14 protein-coding genes are annotated in these 17,622 nt (G+C 70.4%); 6 read left to right on the forward strand and 8 right to left on the reverse strand.

The window, feature by feature from the left end; all coding sequences use genetic code 11:
* Positions 1 to 228 precede the first annotated feature (228 nt).
* From ABZ855_RS44850 to ABZ855_RS44865, 4 genes are all read left to right on the forward strand, one after another.
* On the forward strand, positions 229 to 2,472 hold the full coding sequence (locus tag ABZ855_RS44850) for a glycoside hydrolase family 9 protein (protein ID WP_360818662.1): 2,244 nt from the start codon (positions 229 to 231) through the stop codon (positions 2,470 to 2,472).
* Positions 2,473 to 2,563: 91 nt separating this feature from the next.
* Positions 2,564 to 2,812 (forward strand): hypothetical protein, encoded by a 249-nt coding sequence (locus tag ABZ855_RS44855; protein ID WP_053745132.1) that lies wholly within the window; start codon positions 2,564 to 2,566, stop codon positions 2,810 to 2,812.
* Positions 2,813 to 2,815: 3 nt separating this feature from the next.
* Positions 2,816 to 3,193, forward strand: coding sequence for a toxin Doc (locus tag ABZ855_RS44860; RefSeq protein ID WP_053745133.1), 378 nt, complete (start codon positions 2,816 to 2,818; stop codon positions 3,191 to 3,193).
* 466 nt (positions 3,194 to 3,659) lie between these two features.
* A complete protein-coding gene (locus tag ABZ855_RS44865) occupies positions 3,660 to 5,324 on the forward strand; it encodes an RICIN domain-containing protein (RefSeq protein WP_360818666.1) in 1,665 nt (554 codons plus the stop codon).
* Positions 5,325 to 5,687: 363 nt separating this feature from the next.
* On the opposite strand, the gene ABZ855_RS44870 is transcribed toward ABZ855_RS44865, so the two are convergent.
* Complete coding sequence (locus ABZ855_RS44870; protein ID WP_360818669.1) at positions 5,688 to 6,269, reverse strand: hypothetical protein; 582 nt, start codon at positions 6,267 to 6,269, stop codon at positions 5,688 to 5,690.
* Between the two features lie 351 nt (positions 6,270 to 6,620).
* On the opposite strand from ABZ855_RS44870, the gene ABZ855_RS44875 reads away from it, so the two are divergent.
* Entirely contained in the window at positions 6,621 to 7,064 is a 444-nt protein-coding gene (locus ABZ855_RS44875; RefSeq protein ID WP_360818672.1) for a protease inhibitor, read from the forward strand.
* A 172-nt stretch (positions 7,065 to 7,236) separates the two neighbouring features.
* On the opposite strand, the gene ABZ855_RS44880 is transcribed toward ABZ855_RS44875, so the two are convergent.
* Together ABZ855_RS44880 and ABZ855_RS44885 are read right to left on the reverse strand one after the other, a co-directional pair.
* The gene (locus ABZ855_RS44880; RefSeq protein WP_360818675.1) at positions 7,237 to 7,641 is read right to left on the reverse strand and encodes an STAS domain-containing protein; all 405 of its coding nucleotides are present in this window, start codon (positions 7,639 to 7,641) and stop codon (positions 7,237 to 7,239) included.
* A 220-nt stretch (positions 7,642 to 7,861) separates the two neighbouring features.
* Positions 7,862 to 9,373, reverse strand: a complete 1,512-nt coding sequence (locus ABZ855_RS44885) for an MFS transporter (RefSeq protein ID WP_360818678.1) — start codon at positions 9,371 to 9,373, stop codon at positions 7,862 to 7,864.
* Positions 9,374 to 9,515: 142 nt separating this feature from the next.
* On the opposite strand from ABZ855_RS44885, the gene ABZ855_RS44890 reads away from it, so the two are divergent.
* Complete coding sequence (locus tag ABZ855_RS44890; protein WP_360818681.1) at positions 9,516 to 10,361, forward strand: alpha/beta hydrolase; 846 nt, start codon at positions 9,516 to 9,518, stop codon at positions 10,359 to 10,361.
* 27 nt (positions 10,362 to 10,388) lie between these two features.
* On the opposite strand, the gene ABZ855_RS44895 is transcribed toward ABZ855_RS44890, so the two are convergent.
* The 5 genes from ABZ855_RS44895 to ABZ855_RS44915 form a co-directional block, all read right to left on the reverse strand.
* The gene (locus ABZ855_RS44895; protein ID WP_360818684.1) at positions 10,389 to 13,211 is read right to left on the reverse strand and encodes an NHLP bacteriocin export ABC transporter permease/ATPase subunit; all 2,823 of its coding nucleotides are present in this window, start codon (positions 13,209 to 13,211) and stop codon (positions 10,389 to 10,391) included.
* Between the two features lies 1 nt (position 13,212).
* On the reverse strand, positions 13,213 to 15,435 hold the full coding sequence (locus ABZ855_RS44900; RefSeq protein WP_360818687.1) for an NHLP family bacteriocin export ABC transporter peptidase/permease/ATPase subunit: 2,223 nt from the start codon (positions 15,433 to 15,435) through the stop codon (positions 13,213 to 13,215).
* Positions 15,432 to 16,238, reverse strand: coding sequence for an HlyD family efflux transporter periplasmic adaptor subunit (locus tag ABZ855_RS44905; protein WP_360818690.1), 807 nt, complete (start codon positions 16,236 to 16,238; stop codon positions 15,432 to 15,434). The genes ABZ855_RS44900 and ABZ855_RS44905 overlap by 4 nt, the downstream gene beginning before the upstream one ends.
* Positions 16,239 to 16,338: 100 nt before the next feature.
* A complete protein-coding gene (locus ABZ855_RS44910; protein WP_319090863.1) occupies positions 16,339 to 16,557 on the reverse strand; it encodes a type A2 lantipeptide in 219 nt (72 codons plus the stop codon).
* Positions 16,558 to 17,068: 511 nt separating this feature from the next.
* Positions 17,069 to 17,482 carry a PaaI family thioesterase gene (locus ABZ855_RS44915; protein WP_360818694.1) on the reverse strand — a complete coding sequence of 138 codons (414 nt, stop codon included), beginning with the start codon at positions 17,480 to 17,482 and terminating at the stop codon, positions 17,069 to 17,071.
* Positions 17,483 to 17,622 lie beyond the last annotated feature (140 nt).

Below are 17,622 nucleotides of genomic sequence, written 5' to 3' on the forward strand. Positions count from 1 at the left end.
GGGCTGCGCCCCCAGACCCCCCGCACTACTCAGCCCCTCCGGCGTTTGAGGAGCGGGGGTTCGGGGGCAGCGCCCCCGAGAAGGATGGGACGGGTAGGGGCGGCGGGGGCGAAAAACTGTCCGGATCGTTGACGAGCCATCACACCTCGCACAGCATGGGCCAAGTCCACATCTGGGAGCGCTCCCACGGCAAGCAACGCACCCCCACCCTCACCCGAGGAGCCCGACGTGAAACGACGCAGAACCACCCTGCTCTCGGTGACCGCCCTCCTCGCAGCGGCCCTCACCACCCTCCCCACCACCCCGGCCGGCGCCGAAGAGATCGAGCAGCTCAAGAACGGCACCTTCGACACCACCACCGCCCCCTGGTGGACCACCAGCAACGTCACCGCCGGCCTCGCCGACGGCGGCCTCTGTGCCGAGGTCCCCGGCGGCACCACCAACCGCTGGGACGCCGCCGTCGGCCAGAACGACCTCACCCTCGTCAAGGGCGAGTCCTACCGGTTCAGCTTCAAGGCGCTGGGCACGCCAGCAGGGCACGTCGTCCGGGCGATCGTCGGCCTGTCGGTGGCCCCGTACGACACCTACTTCGAGGTCAGCCCGCAGCTGAGCGTCTCCGGCGACGCATACACGTACACCTTCACCGCCCCCGCCGACACCGCCCAGGGCCAGGTCGGCTTCCAGCTCGGCGGCAGCGCGGACCCCTTCCGGTTCTGCATGGACGACGTTTCACTGGTGGGCGGGGTGCCGCCCGAGGTGTACGAACCCGATACCGGTCCCCGGGTACGCGTCAACCAGGTCGCCTACCTCCCCGCGGGCCCGAAGAACGCCACGCTGGTCACCGGCGCCACGCAGCCGCTGCCCTGGCAGCTGAAGAACGCCGACGGAAAGACGGTGGCCCACGGCAGGACCGTGCCGCGCGGCACCGACGTGTCCTCCGGACAGAACGTCCAGTCGATCGACTTCGGCGCCTACCGCAAGCTCGGCACCGGGCTCACACTGGTCGCCGACGGCGAGACCAGCCGTCCCTTCGACATCGGCACGAGCGCCTACGACCGGCTGCGGCTCGACTCGCTGAAGTACTACTACACACAGCGCAGCGGCATCGCGATCCGCGACGACCTGCGCCCGGGCTACGCCCGCCCCGCCGGGCACGTGGACGTGGCGCCCAACCGGGGCGACTCCCGGGTGCCGTGCCAGCCGGGCGTGTGCGACTACACCCTCGATGTCACCGGCGGCTGGTACGACGCCGGCGACCACGGCAAGTACGTCGTCAACGGAGGCATCTCCACCTGGGAGCTGCTGAGCACGTACGAGCGAGCCCTGCACGCCCGTACGGGACAGCGGGACAAGCTCGGTGACGGCACGCTCGCCATCCCGGAGAGCGGCAACAAGGTGCCGGACGTCCTGGACGAGGCCCGCTGGGAACTGGAGTTCCTGCTGAAGATGCAGGTGCCCGCCGGGCAGCCGCTGGCCGGCATGGCCCACCACAAGATGCACGACGAGCAGTGGACCGGGCTGCCGCTGCTGCCGAGCGACGACCCGCAGAAGCGCGAACTGCACCCGCCGACCACCGAGGCCACCCTGAACCTGGCGGCCACGGCGGCGCAGGCGGCCCGGCTGTACCGGCCCTACGACCGGACCTTCGCCGCGCATGCCCTCGCCGTGGCCCGGAAGGCATGGACGGCCGCCCTCGCCCACCCCGACCTGCACGCCGACCCGAACGACGGGACCGGCGGCGGTGCCTACAACGACACCGACGCGAGCGACGAGTTCTACTGGGCGGCGGCCGAGCTGTATCTCACCACCGGTGAGAAGCCGTTCGAGCGGTACATCCTGAACTCGCCGGTCCACACGGCCGACATCTTCGTCCCGCTCGGCTTCGACTGGGCCAGGACCGCCGCGGCGGGCCGCCTCGACCTGGCGACCGTCCCCAGCAAGCTCCCCGGCCGGGACAAGGTCCGCCAGTCCGTCCTCAAGGGCGCCGACCGCTATCTGACCACGCTGGCGGCACAGCCGTACGGCATGCCCTATGCCCCCGACGCCAACCTGTACGACTGGGGCTCCAACGCCCAGGTCCTCAACAACGCCGTCGTCATCGCCACCGCCTACGACATCGGCGGCGCCTCCAAGTACCGGGACGGCGCGCTCCAGAGCATGGACTACCTGCTGGGCCGCAACGCGCTGAACATGTCGTACGTGACGGGCTACGGCGAGGTCAACTCGCATCAGCAGCACAGCCGTTGGTACGCCCACCAGCTCGACCCGAAGCTGCCGAGCCCGCCGGACGGCACGCTCGCCGGCGGCCCCAACTCGAGCATTCAGGACCCCTACGCACAGAGCAAACTGCAGGGCTGCGTCGGCCAGTTCTGCTACATCGACGACATCCAGTCCTGGTCGACGAACGAGCACACGATCAACTGGAACGCGGCCCTGGCCCGGATGGCGTCCTTCGTGGCCGACCAGGGCTAGCCCGGACCGGGTCCCACCCCACGGTACCTCTGCCTCACCCGTCTGACCTGGTGGTATTTACGGGTAAGTACCGGCGAGGTACCGTGGGGGCATGCCTGCTCTGAATGTGGAGTTCAGTGACCGCGAGCTAGAGGACCTGCGGCAGATCGCCAAGGAACGCGGTACGTCGATGAAGGCACTCGTGCGGGAGGCGGCGGCGGCCGACATCGCCCGGCACCGTGCCCTGCAGGAGGGCGCGGAGGAATTCCGGCGGTTCTTCGCGGCCCACGCCGACGAGTTCGCCGCCGCGTTCCCCGAGGACGAACCGGTGGCGCCGGGGCGTCAGGGACAGGTCGCCTGACCGATGGCTCCTGTCATCCACATCGACGTGCCGTGGCTGCTCCAGCGCCACGAAGAGGTCCTGCCGGACCAGCCCACGGTCAACGACTTCTCCGCCCTGGTCGCTGCCGTGGCCCGGCACCGGGTCGACCCGCCGAGGCTCGGCGTGGACTCCGACCCCGCCTGGCGGGCCGCCGCGCTGCTGCACACCCTCGCGCTGCTCAAGCCGCTGCCGTCGGCCAACGCCCGCTTCGCCTGTGCCACCGCGGTGGCGTACATGTTCGTCAGCGACGTCGGCATAGACCCGCCCTACGGCGCTCTCGTCGACCTCGCCCGTGATCTGATCTCGGGCAAGACGGACGTCTACGGCGCGGCCGACCGACTGCGTTCCTGGCAGATCTGAGGCCGAGCCGCGACAAGCCGGGCCCGCCCTCGGGGCCGCCGACCGAGGGCGGGAGGAACGGGGTCGGCGGCCGTTTCGCGCGAAAGAGCCGCCGTTTCGCGCGGGGCCTTCGAGGAGGGCCGGTTCCAGTGGACCGCACCGTCGCACGCGCCGGGAGCGTGCGCGGCGCCCGGGCGTGTGCGCGCGGTTCACACGGGGCGCGGGCAGGAATCCGAAAACCGGTACGACTGCTGGAGCTTCTGCCCTGTTGCCGACCTTTCTGCAGTGGACGGACGTGAGCGGATGTTGCCCAAGTGGCTTGTTGGCCAGGAGGAACTTGTGCAAGGGTGAACTACTTGTACAGGGGGAGTGGCCGGGCTCGACTCGCCGGTGGTGATGCTGTGGCGGTCCAGCGCCACAGCCGGGGCGGGACTACGCGGCCGGGGGACCTCTGTGAGTCACCCGCGCGTGGGAAGGAAACCGCTCAGTGCCCCATCCCCACCCCCCTCGTCCGTCCTACCTCCCGTACTCCGGTGGGGTTCTGGGGGAATCGGACGAGAGCCTCGCGGCGCAGCTCAGAGGCAGACCGGAGGGCGAGAGCGGCCCTGCTGTGGCCCTGCTGACGGCGCGGCACTGGCAGGCGGCCCACGAGTACGCGGTCATCTGCCTCGCCACCTCGGCCCAGACCGCCTCCATGGTCACCGCCGCGGCCTTCCACCAGGTCCTGGAGCGGGTGATGCGGGCGGAGCCGGCCGTCGCGCTGCGCTCCCGGTTCCTCGTGGCCGTACGTGACACGGTCAGGGAGTGGGCCGACGACGACCGCATAGCCGACGCACTGCCGGAACTGACGAAACCCGCGGGCGGTCGCGGTATGCGCACGGCGAAGTCCATGACGCCGGAGAACCGGAAGCTCGCCGAGCGCTCGTTCCAGGCTCTTCCCGGCCTCGCCCAGTGCCTGCTGTGGCACACCGAGGTGGAGGCCGACCCGATGAGCGTCCCCGCCGAACTGCTCGGCATGGACGCGGACACGGCGGCGGCGTCGCTGGAACAGGCCCGCGAGCAGTTCCGCGAGGGCTGTGTACGCGCGCACCGGGAACTCGCGCCGTCCAAGGAATGCCGGTTCTACAACCGTCTCCTCGACGTCCCGATCCGACGCGGCGGGGCTCTGCTGCCCGATGTGCAGCAGCATCTGATGGAGTGCCGCTACTGCCGTTACGCCGCCGAGCAGTTGAGCCAGGTCGAGGGCGCACTCGGCACGATGCTCGCGGAGGCGGTGCTCGGCTGGGGCGCCCGTCGCTACCTCGACTCCCGCCCGGGCCGCGCCCAGGGCACCGCCAGGGCGCGGGGCCGGGCCCGGCACGGCGGTGGCGGGGGGCGAGGCAGGCGCACCGCCGGCCGCCGCCGTGATCTCGGCGGCCTTGGACGCGGCCGCCTCCTCTCCAAAATCCCCTCCCCCCGCCGCCCAGCAACGGGCCTCCCCCACAACAGAAGAACCCTGTTCACCAGCGTGGGCCTGGCTTCGGCGGTCGTCCTCGCGGTCGTGCTGGGCAGCGGGGTGTGGCCGAAGGACGGCAGCGGCGCCGACCCGGCCGCCTCGTCCAGCGCGACCGGCGGCCGAACCCAGACGCCCGGCGCCACGCCGACCCCGCCCGCGGTGTCGTCCTCCCCGCCCGCGAACCCGACGGCGACCCAGCAGACCAGGCTGCGCAACATCACCGCCGACCAGTGCCTCGACATCCGGGGCGGCAAGGCCACGCCCGGCGCCGTCACCAAGCTCGCGTCCTGCTCGACCGCGTGGACCCAGCTGTGGTCGTACACGAACGACGGCCTGTTGCGCAGTGTCGCCAACCCGGAGCTGTGCCTGGACTCGCACGCCGACGCAGGTGTGGTCATCCTCGGCCGCTGCGCCGCCGCGTCCAACGACGACGTCCGCTACGACCTCACCGTACGGGGCGAGTTGCTCCCCCGCTGGAAGGAGGGCCTGGCCCTGGCCCCCGCCTCCGACGCCCCCGACACGGACGTGGTGGTAAAGATCCGCGACGGCTCCCCCAAACAACGCTGGCAAACAGACCAGACGACCGCCAGTCCCAGCTCCCTGTCGATAGGGGGCCCAAGGGGGCACGCGGAACAAGTGGCCACAGCCCAGAGGTAGCGGTCCACACTCCAAAGCCCCGGCCCGCACCCCCCAGCCCGTCCGGCGTTTGAGGACGAGGCCCGACGAGCAGGCCCGCACCTTCAACGCCCGCCCGCTTCTCCAGCCCGTCCGGCGTTTGAGGACGAGGCCCGTTCAGGGCCGTAGGGGGGTCTGGGGGCGCAGCCCCCAGGGATGGGACGGGTAGGGGCGGCGGGGGCGAAACCCTCAGCCAGGCCCGACGCCGCTCGCCACCCGTGCAGACCCGCCCCAGCCGCTCGGCGGCCTGCCCGCCGGCTCACCCGCTCCGCCGGCCCCGACAACGTCAGCGGGTGCACCCCGTGCACGAGGGAACGCAGTTCGACCGGTTCCCCTAGGTGACGGTCACTTCTCGTCGGTGGACGTTTCCTCGGGCTCGGTCTCCGTCTTGGACTCGGGCCCTGGCTCGGCGTCCGGTCCCTGGGCCCGTACCCGCTGTACGTGTTCGAGGGACTCGCGCAGCTCCGTGAGCCAGTCGTCGGCGTGGCGTTCGACCAGCCGCACGCACCAGGCGAGGGCGTCGCTGCGGCTGCGGGCGACCCCGGAGGCGATGAGGGTGTCGAGGACCTGCCGCTCGGGCTGACGTAGCCGGGTCATGACGGGCGCGGCGATATGGGTGAACAGGGCGCGCCGGCCATCGCACTCCACACCCCAGGAGACCTTTTTGTCGAACCGGTGCTCGGCCTCGCGCGCGACCGCTATCCGGGTCTCCCGGGTGCGCTCGCGAAACTCCTCGATCCGGCCCTGGACGGCCGCGTCCCGCTCGGCGGCCGACACGTCCTCGGCGAGCCGGGGCGCGGGGACCCGGCCGATCACGGTGATCTCCTCGCGGTCGACAGTGACCTCGGCCAGGCTCTCGAACAGGTCGTCGGGGAGTCGGCCGGCGAACCAACCGCGCAGCTTCTCACGTTGCTCTGTCGTAATCATGTAATCACGATTACTCCGTGACGAGGGGAACGCAAGGGGTTGGGTGCGACTCCGCCCGGAGCTGAATCGGAATGTTTCAGGCCGATTAAGAAGGCGGCTGGATCCGGCCAATAGGCATCCCGGGGCGATCAACGACCGCTCAGTTGTGGGCTTCTGGCGTTCACGTCACGTAACTTCAGGCCACTGATTCAATACGCAAGGTTACTGAAACGCATGGGGTCGAGATGAGTTTCGGCGCCGGACTCGGCAGACTCACGCTCGCCGATCCGGCCCGACCGGCTGGGATCGAGCACCCTGCGAACCATTTGACCTTCGATTCGCATCTTCGAAACGAGCGGAAGGATGCACACAATGCCGAACACCGCGCGCTGGGCAGCGACTCTGACCCTGACGGCCACCGCCGTCTGCGGCCCCCTCACCGGGGCCGCCGTCGCCACCCCCGCCCCCGTCGCCCACGCCGCCTCCGGGCTCTACGCCCCCTCGTCCCTCGTGCTCACGACAGGGCACGGACACACCGCGGTCGCCGTCACCCCGGAGCGTGCCGTCACCCTGACCTGCGCGCCGACGGCCTCGGGCACGCACCCGGCGGCGTCCGACGCGTGTGCCGAACTCCGCGCAGCCGACGGGGACTTCGACGCCCTGGCGGCGCGAAGTGGCGTGAAGTGCACCAAGCGGTACGACCCCGTCGTCGTCACCGTCCAGGGCGTGTGGCGTGGGCAGCGGGTCGACTATGAGCGGACTTTCGCGAACGAGTGCGTGAAGAGCACCTACGGGACGGCCCTCTTCACGTTCTGAGGACCGGGGTCGCGCGCTCCCGTGGGCATCGCAGGACGCTCACGGATGGGGAGAGCCAACCCTGTGTCGCGGGAGCCGCGCGATCTCGCAGCGGGGCCGGTCGGTGGTGTGGGGCCACCGGCCGGCCCATCGGCGTGTGCGGGGGCAGAGACCCGCCCCGGACCCCGGAGCCCTATTCGGGGATACGTGAAAGAGGCGGGAAGCGTCGAAGCAGACGTGCGGCCCGCAGCAGGCGGTGGATGCGGGCCGTGTCGGAGACCAGACGCAGGCGCCCGCCCCGCTCGCGGGCCCGGCTGTCCGCGCGGCACAGTTCGCGCAGGCCCGAGCAGTCGAAGAAGTCGACGTGCCGGAGGTCGACCAGTACGTCCGGCTCGGGGCGTGCGGTCGCGGCGTCCAGGTGCTCGGCGAGGAGGCCCGCGGTCGCCAGATCGATCTCCCCGGAGACCTCGACCACGGTGAACGGCCCGTGCACATACGTACGGGCATACGGATTGGCCGTCGGCGGCAGGGCTCCGGACGAGTCCGAGGCTGTGCGCTCGGACGGCCCGCGAGTACGGTCGTCGGCTTCTGGCGTCATGGCCGCTCCACCTCTGCAGTGGGCGCATTTCGGTCTCGGTAACTACCCTTCCGGGGCCCTGACCATCCCTGAGGCGTCGTCCGCAAGATCTATTTCACCCGAGAAGGTGAATTACGAGCCTCTTGATTGACATTTCCATGCGCCATGCACTCGCCGCAGCCGGGAGGGGCCGCCGTCTCCCTGAAGACGGCGGCCCCTCGGTCTCTCCGGTCCGGGTGCGTCACATGTGCACCACCGGCGCGGCGTTCTCGTCCTGGACCGGTACGCCGGGGCGGTAGAGGAGGAAGGTGATCAGCGCGCCCGCGGCGAAGAAGCCGGCCGACCACCAGAAGGCGGTGGTGTAGCTCTCGATCGTCGACTGGGCCTGGACCAGCTTGTCGGCCGCGTTCCGGCCCGACAGGTAGTTGGTCGCGGCGCTCGCGGCGAGCGTGCTCAGCAGCGCCGTACCGATCGAACCGCCCACCTGCTGCATGGTGTTGACCGTCGCGGAGGCCACCCCCGCGTCCTCCGCACCGATTCCGCTCGTGGCCAGCTGCATGGCGGGCGGCATGATGGTGCCCATGCCCAGGCCGATCACCAGCAGCTGCGGAAGGACGGCGGTGCTGAAGTCCGAACCGACGCCGATACCGGTCAGCCAGACCATGCCGGCCGCGCCGAGGAGGAAGCCCAGCGGGATGATGATCCTGGGGCCGAAGCGGGGCACGAGCATCGTGGTCGAGACCTGGGCCGCGACCATCAGGGCCGCCATCATCGGCATGAAGGCCAGGCCGGTCTTGGTCGGGCTGAAGCCGAGGTTCAGCTGCAGGTAGTAGGTGAGGAAGAGGAAGACACCGAACATCGCCGCGCCGGAGATGAGCACCGTGAGGAACGAGGCCGCACGGTCGCGGTCGAGCAGGACGCGCATCGGCAGCAGCGGGTGCTTCGCCCGCGTCTGCCACTGGGTGAACCCCACGAGGAGCAGAACGCCCGCGATCAGGAAGCCCCACGTCTGCGGCGAACCCCAGTCGTGCGTCTCGGCGTTGGAGAAGCCGTAGACGACGGAGAAGAGTCCGGCGGAGACCAGCAGGGTGCCCGGGACGTCGATCTTGGAGTTGGCGGCGTCACGGTGGTTGCCCAGCAGCATCCAGCCGCCCACGAACGCGACGACGGCGAAGACCAGGTTGACGTACAGCGTCCAGCGCCAGTCGAGCGCGTCGGTCAGCAGTCCGCCGAGCAGCAGGCCCACCGCGCCGCCGGCTCCGGCGATCGCGCCGTACACGCTGAACGCGCGCGCACGTTCACGGGCGTCGGTGAAGGTCGTGTTCAGAAGGGAGAGCGCGGCGGGCGCGAGCAGTGCGCCGAAGACACCCTGGAGGGCCCGGGCGACGACCAGCATCTCGAAGCTGTTGGCCGCGCCACCGAGGACGGAGGCGCCGGCGAAACCGGCGACGCCGATGAGGAAGGCGGGCTTGCGGCCGAACAGGTCGGCTATCCGGCCGCCGAGCAGCAGCAGGGAGGCGAAGGCCAGCGCGTACGCGGTGACGATCCACTGGCGGTTGCCGTCGGTGAAGCCGAGGTCGGCCTGTGCGGAGGGGAGGGCGATGTTCACGATGGTGGCGTCGAGGACGACCATCAGCTGCGCGAGACCGATGATCGCGAGGATCAGCCACCGCCTCGGGTCCGGCGCGGCGGACCCGTTGTCCGTGTGGTTCGTGACGCCCTTCGGGGCGCCTTCGGTAAGGGACTGGGACATCTGAGCACACTCCAGGGAAGGCGTGGGATTACGCGTATGTAAACGAAACCGTTTCGTACGCCGATGTTCCGAGGCTAGCCCACTTTCATCGAAACGGCAAAGTATCGATACGGGAAAGTATCGTTAGGGAGGAAGTGCGGACGTGCGCAGCGGCAGGCTGGCGGTCGACGGTGCCGAGCTCTACTACGAGGTGCGCGGGGTCGGCCCGGCCCTGCTGATGATCAGCGGCGCGGGCGGAGACGCCGGCTACTACTCCGGGATCGCCGAGGGCCTCGCCGACGCCTTCACCGTGATCACCTATGACCGGCGCGGCAACTCCCGCAGTACCGGTGGCGGCGCCCTCATGGCGCTGTCACGGCAGGCCGCCGACGCCCGGGCACTGGTCGCCGAGCTGGCGGAGGGCCGGGCGCTGGTCTTCGGCAACAGCGGCGGAGCGATCATCGGACTGACCCTGGCCGCACGTCACCCGGAGTGCCTGGCGGGCCTCATCGCCCATGAACCGCCCGCCGTGAACGTCCTGCCCGAGGGCGACCCCGCGCGCGGCTTCTTCACCGACCTGGCCGCCCGGTACGAGGCGGGCGGTGCCCCCGCCGCTGGCCGCCGTTTCGCCGGGACGACGCGGGGCGAGGGCTCCTACCGCTGGCCGGCCGACCTGTGGGAACGCTTCCTCGGCAACGCCGACCAGCTCTTCCGCCACGAATGGCCCGGCTTCGCCGCCTTCCACCCCGACGAGGCGGCGCTGCGCGCGGCACCGTTCCCCATCGTCCTGGGCGCCGGCGCGGACGACCGGGGCACGTACTACGCCCGGCCGTCGATCGAGATCGCCCACCGGATCGGCGTGCCATGGGTGGAGTTCCCCGGCATCCACATGGAGTTCCTGCGTCACCCCGCGGTCTTCGCAGCGGCCCTGCGGGTCCTGGCGACCCAGGTGTACGCCGCCGACGGCCGGGTTCCGGAACCGTGGCACGGGGTTCCGGCGCCACCCTGATCCCCGACCCCTCGCCCGTCGGCCGGCCTACGCCAACTGCCGACGCACCAGTTCGTGCAGCCGCCCGCCCGTGTCCGCCAGCAGTTGGGCCGGGGGACCCTCCTGGGCGACCCTGCCGTCCTCCATCACGATCACCCGGTCCGCGTCCAGCACCGTCGACAGACGGTGGGCGATCACGATCCGGGTGGCGTTCAGCGCCCGGGTGCTCTCGATGACCGTGCGCTGGGTCTCGTTGTCCAGGGCACTGGTCGCCTCGTCGAAGAAGAGGATGCGCGGCCTGCGGATCAGCGCCTGCGCGATCATCAGCCGCTGCCGCTGGCCGCCCGAGATCGCGCCGCTGCCCTGGACGATGGTGTGCAGACCCATCGGCATCCGCTGGATGTCCTCCGCGAGCCCCGCCATCGCGGCGGCCGCCATCGCCTCCTCCGGCGTGTAGGGCTCGGTGCCGCAGATGACGTCCAGGATCGAACCCGTCATCGGCTGGGCGTGCTGGAGCACGACACCGCACTGGCGGCGTACGGCCGACTGGTCGAGGGCGCCCAGGTCCTGACCGTCGTACAGCACACTGCCCGAGACGGGCTTGTCGAAGCCGATCAGCAGGCGCAGCAGCGTCGACTTGCCGCAGCCGCTGGGGCCGACGATCGCCACGAACTCACCCGCCCGCACCTGGAAAGAGACGTCGTCCAGCACGAGCGGCCCGTCGTCCGCGTAGCGGAAGGACAGGCGGCGGGCCTCGATCGCGCCGGTCAGCACACCCGGCCGGGTGCTCGCCACACGCACCTCCGGGGTCGCCTCCAGCACCGGCTTGATCTCCTCGTACAGCGGGAGCGCGGCCACTCCGGAGACGAAGGCGCCGGTCAGCTGGGTGACCGAGGTCAGCAGCATCGTCACCGAGGTGTTGAAGGTGAGGAAGGCCGCCGCCGACATCGCGCCGCGTGCCGGACCCGCGAGCAGCATGAACATCAGCAGGGTGCAGACCGGCAGGTACACCGCGCCCAGCACCGTGGTGAGGTTCTTGATGCGGCCGACCTTCTGCTGCAGTTCGCGGCTGCGCGCGAACTCGCCCGCCCAGGCCGCGTACGCGTAGTTCTCGGCCGCCGCGACCCGGAGTTTGGGCAGGCCGCGCAGGGTCTGGAAGGCCTGGTTGTTGAGTTTGTTGGACAGGACGATCAGGCGCCGCTGCCAGCGCACCTGCCAGAGCCCGAGTCCGAGGAACACCGCGGCGATCACCACGAGCATGGCGATCGCCGCCAGCGCCATCGGGACGCTGTAGTAGAGGAGCAGGGCCAGGTTCATCGCCGCGACCGTGACCGACTGCGTGACGACCGGGGCGACTCCCGCCAGCAGCTTGCGGATCGCGCTGATACCCATCGCCGCACTCGCCAGCTCACCGGTCGAGCGCTCGGTGAAGAACTTCGTCGGCAGCCGCAACAGCCGGTCCCAGACGGCCGGTTGGAGTGTCGCCTCGATCCGGCCCTCCATCCGGAGCAGGGTGAGGTTCTGCAGCAGCATGAAGGCCGCCGCCACCACACTGCTGATCATCACGGCGAGACAGAACTGCACGATCAGCGTCGTCTGCGCCGTCGGCACGAACTCGCCGAGCACCTTGCCCGTCGCGACCGGTACCAGCGCCCCGATCGCGATCGTCACCAGAGTGCTCAGCAGCAGGTTCACCACATCGCCCCGGCTGCCGCCCATGCTGAACCGGAGCAGCCGCAGCGGGCTCATCCCGCGTTCGGGAAGCGGCCGGTAGAACATCACCGCCCGCTCCTCGAACTCCGCCGCGTTCGCCTTCTCCACCGGCGTCTCGCGACCCGACGAGGGATGCACGGCCACATAGCCCCCGCGCCGCCACAGCAGGGCGACGGGTGAGCCCGACAGACTGCGGTGGCCGATCAGCGGGCCGACGTTGTCGTGCCACCAGCGCCCGTCGAGCCGCACCGCCCGGGTACGGACACGGGAGGCGAGCGCGATCCGCTCGACCGGATCGAGCCGGTCGCTCTCGGTGCCGCTCTGCGCGGGCTCGGCGAGCGTGATGCCGGCCGCCTCGGCGACCAGCTTGCAGGCCGCGTACGTGGCATCGGCGTCGGCGGCGGTCGTGCGCCTCGCCGAAGGCTTGCCGATCGACGCCAGCAGGGTCCGGTCGGCCTGGGCCCGGACCGCCTCACCCGCCTTGATACCGGCCGCCGTACGGGTCTCGTGACTGCGTTCGAGCTGCTCGATCCACCGGTCGAGGGTGGCGAGCAGCCGGAACTGCTGGTCGACCATGCCCTGCCAGACCCCGGGGTCCATCAGCAGATCGGCGCCGGCCTCCGCCCCGTACAAAGATCCGTACTGCACGCTGCCCGGCGGGACCTGCATCCAGAACACGTCGTCGTCGGTCGGCGCGGCGGCCCGCTCGGAGGCCATCGGCGCCTGGAAGAGGATCGACAGGCCGCGTCCGACGCCCAGGGCGAGGGCGTACTCCAGCGGGCTGGTCGCCGGGGGCACGTACTGGGCGTTGCCGTACTCGTCGTACGACCAGGTCTCCGTGGCCGGCGACTGGTACAGCTCGCGCAGGCCGATGCGGTGCACCACGCAGTCGCGCACCGGGCGGGCGACCAGCGTGTGCTGCGGCCCGGTGACCGGGCCCAGCAGCAGCGCGCCCGCCTCCAGCCGGCCGATGTGGTGCCACTGGCCCTGTTCCACGGCGTCCACCGCGTACAGATCGAGCGCGCCGGACGCGACCAGCCACAGCACCTGCGGGCCCTCGAGATCGAGACGGCCCTGCCCGGACAGATCGAACCGCGTCCCCAGCTGCCCGAGCGCGCCCAGGACGACATCGACATCGCCTTCGTTGACCGTCGTCATCTCATCGCTCCCTGACCAGTTCGGCATACGCCCCACCGGCCGCCACCAGGGCTTCGTGCCGCCCGCGCTCCACGATCGTGCCGTGCTGGAGTACGACGATCTCGTCACTGTCGCGCACGGTGCTCAGCCGGTGCGCGATCACCACACAGGCGCAGCCGCGCTTGCGCAGGTTGTCGATCACCGTCTGCTCGGTCTCCGCGTCCAGCGCGCTGGTCACCTCGTCGAGGACGAGAATGCTGGGGTTGCGCACCAACGCCCGCGCGATCTCCAGGCGTTGACGCTGTCCCCCGGAGAAGTTCCGGCCGTCCTGCTCGACCCGGCTGTGGATACCGCCCGGCCTGCGCGTGATGACGTCGTACAGCGCCGCGTCCTCCAGGGCCGCCACCACCGACTCGTCCGGGATCGACGGATCCCACAGCGCCACGTTGTCGCGGACACTGCCCTCGAACAGGAACACGTCCTGGTCGACGAAGGAGACCGAGGCCGCCAGCGCGCCGCGCGGAATGTCCTCGAGGCGCTGCCCGTCGATACGGATGACGCCCTCCCAGGGCGCGTACAGGCCCGAAATCAGCCTGGAGACAGTCGACTTGCCGCTGCCGGAGCCGCCCACCAGCGCCACCTGCTGCCCCGGACCTACGGTCAGATCGAAGCCGGACAGCAGGGGCTTGTCGAGCGGGCTGTAGCCGAAGGTGATGTCCTGGAGCTCGATGTGGCCGTGCAGCCGGCGCGTCGAGTCGCCGCCGCCCGGGCGCGCGTACAGCGGATCCGCCTGGAAGTTCTCGACGTCCTTGAGCCGGGCCACGTCCGCCGCGAAGTCCTGGATCCGACCCGCCACCCCGTTGAGCCGGGTGAGGGGCGCGGTGAACCGCACGACCAGGGCCTGGAACGCCACCAGCAGACCCACCGATATATGGCCCTCGACGGCCCGCATCCCGCCGATCCACAGGATCAGCGCGCTGTTCAGCGTCGCGAGCGTCGGCGCGACCACCCCCAGCCAGGCACTCGGCACCCCGAGCCGCTGCTGCTCGTCCAGCGTCGTCGCGTGCTGCCCCGCCCACTTGCGGAAGTAGCCCTCCTCGCCGCCGGTCGCCTTCATCGTCTCGATCAACTGCAGCCCGGAGTAGGCGGTGTTGGTCAACCGGGCGTTGTCCGCGCGCAGTTTCGCGGTACGGGTCGCGCGCAGCCGGATCACCACCCGCATGGCCACGATGTTCAGCAGCGCCACCCCGATACCGACGGCCGTCAACTGCGGGTCGTACGTATAGAGGAGCACGGCGTACAGCACGACCACGACGGCGTCGACGCCCGCCGACGCGAGGTCGCGGGCCAGGGTCTCGGACACCGCGTCGTTCGACTGGAGACGCTGGACCAGGTCGGCGGGGCTGCGCTGGGAGAAGAAGGTGACCGGCAGCCGCAGCAGATGGCGCAGGAAGCGGGCACTGCTCAGGGTCGAGGAGATGATGCGGCCGTGCAGCAGGTTCGCCTGCTGAAGCCAGGTCAGTACGACGGTGAGCGCCACGCACGCGGCCATCGACGCGAACAGCACCTCCAGCATCGAGGTCTGGCCGCCGATCAGGAACGAGTCGATGTAGGTACGGCTGAGCGCGGGCATCGCGGCGCCCACCGCCACCAGCAGCAGACTCGCCAGGATCGCGGCGGGCATCGTGCCCGACGTACCGCGCAGCCGGGCCGGCATGGCGCCCAGAACCCCCGGTTTGCGCCCGCCGCGCTCGAAGTCGGGGCCCGGTTCCATGACGAGGACGACTCCGGTGAAACTGGAGTCGAAGTCCTCCATCGGCACGAACCGGCGGCCCTTGCCGGGGTCGTTGATGTGCACCCCGCGCCGTCCGAAGCGGCGCCCCATGCCGTCGAACACGACGTAGTGGTTGAACTCCCAGAACAGGATCGCGGGCGCGTTCACCTCGGCAAGCGCCGCCGTGTCCATCTGCATGCCCTTGGCCGTCAGACCGTAACTCCGGGCCGCCTTCAGGAGGTTGCTGGCGCGCGAGCCGTCCCGTGACACCCCGCAGGCGATGCGCAGCTCTTCGAGGGGGATGTGCCGCCCGAAGTGCCCGAGGACCATGGCGAGCGACGCTGCGCCGCACTCCACGGCCTCCATCTGGAGCACGGTCGGCGTGCGCACGGATCTGCCGCCGCCCTTGGGGACCGCGCGCCGGGGCGGGGAAGAGCGGTGCCCCGCCCGGGAGTTGTGTGCGGGACTCACGGCAGCAGCCAATCGACGGGACGCTGGTCGGCCAGCCGGATCGAGCCCGAGGCCAGGGTCATGGAGGTGAGCTGGAACGGCGGCCCGTCGGCGGAGGACCACTGGTAGCCGCTCTTGGTGGACGACGACCTCTCCAACTCCACCAGTACGGCGACCGGACGGCCCTTCCTGGTGAACTGCTCGCCCAGCTGGCTGTCCCCGAGGAACGCGCCGATCTGCTGCTGTGTCTGCGCGGCCCGGTCCACCGACTTCACCCGGCCGCGCAGCACCCCGTACTGCTGGGTGGGCGCGGTCTGGACGGTCAGGTCGACGGCCGCGTCCGCGGGAATCGTGGCGGCGCTCTCCGCGGGGACGTACACCGTCGCGTACAGCGGGTCGCTCGCGCGGGCGACCTTCTCGATGGCCGCGATGTTCGTGCCCGTGGTGATGATCTGGCCGATGGTGGCGGCGAGCGCGGTGAGCCGGCCCGCGGCGACCGAGCGGACGACCGAGTCACCGGAGGCCGTACGGACCTTCAGCACAGGCGAGTTGGCGGGCAGCCGGGCGCCCTCCTCGGCAAGGACCGCGGTGATCTGGCCGGAGACGGGACTCTGCAGGACGTAACTGCCCTCCCCGTGCGTGAGGATGGCGGGCGCGGAGACCGAGGCGGAGACGGTCCCCGTGACCGCCCACACGGACGCGGCGCCCATCACGACCACCGTCACCGCGAGGACCAGCCAGCCCTGGGGACGGGCGAAGCGCACCGGAAGGTCCAGTTCCTCGGCCGACTGGAGCTTGGCGAGGGCCTGTTGGCGGAACTGCACGGGCTTTCCCCACCTGCGTAGGAAGAAGAAGTGAACTCAGGGCAGCCGAGAGTCCCGGAACCGGGAGACGGTTCCGGGACTCAGCGGCGCGAGGCGACGATCAGAGACCGGCGACCGTGTTGGTGATCGCACCGGTGTTCAGGCCGGTGAGGCCCTCGACCGTGCCGACAACCGTGCCGACCAGCGGGAGCGCGCCGGGGGCAACGCTGTCCACCAGGTTCGTGACGGTGCCGACGGCGTTCAGGGAAAGACCGCCGGAGACGGCGTCGAGGGCGGCGTCCGACAGCTCGGCGGTCTCAACCTGGGGGGTGGAGTTCATGATGGAACTTCCCTTCGTATGGGGATTTCACAAGGGGGGAGCGGCCCCCTCTGGGGACAGTGACGGCCGCGACCGCAGGGCCACTCGGGATCGTCTGCACAACCTCGGCGGCCCCTGCGATGCGATGGATCAAAGCACGCCCGCGCCACGCCCTTCCAATCAACCAACCGCCTCACCTGGGCATTTGAGAGCCAGAGGCCTCACACCGTGAGGGAGCGCGCACGACTTGGCGGCGACTTCTTCACATGCCGCACGGCTTCGGTGCAGCGCGGCTCTTGCGGTCGGACGCGCGCGCGGGTCACGTCCGCTCGGCGGAATCGGACACTCCGCCACCAAAGGCGTGGCGTGTTACGAGCGGATGTGCGCAACCGTCGTATCCGGTGACCTGACTGCGTATTCGATGTGCAGATTCACTGGAGCCGGGATTCGTCCCGCCATGACCGACACAGCGCCATGCGGCGACTACGGAAGGTGTCCTCCGGCCTCCTTGCCGCCCCCCTCTTGAGGACTGTCAGCCCAGCAGGGCGTACACCGTGCTCGCGCGGGCCGCGAGTTCACCGGAGTCCGCGTCGGTCAGCGTGATGTCGGCGAAGGCCATCCGGCGGCCCAGCTTGGTGAGGACCGCCTCGATCAGGACATCGGATCCGGCCACCGCGCGCTGAAAAGTCGTGGACTGCTGGACCGTCGTCATGGGGACGAAGGCCCCGCGAGCCGCCGAGACGGCGATCACGGTCGAGGTGTCCGCGGCCGCCATCAGGGCCTGCCCCGACAGCGCCCCGCCCTCCCGGGCCAGTCGAGTCGACCAGGGCATACGCAGCAGCGCGCGGTGCTCGCCCAGTTCCTCGACGGACAGGCCGAGATCGAGCACCCAGGGGGCGAAGTTGGCGGAAAGGATCTTGTCTGCTTCGGCGGGCGTCATCGTCATATGGGTGATTGTTCCCGGCTCCCGTCGGTCAGGTGCGGGCAATGGCCGATTCGCTGTTTCGCAAAGGGAGTTGGCAAATCTTTTGAACGCCCCACGCAACCCGTCCGTACCTAGAGCCATCCAGGCGCCCCACTCGGTCG

Source organism: Streptomyces sp. NPDC047042 (assembly GCF_040644035.1).
Lineage (GTDB): Bacteria > Actinomycetota > Actinomycetes > Streptomycetales > Streptomycetaceae > Streptomyces.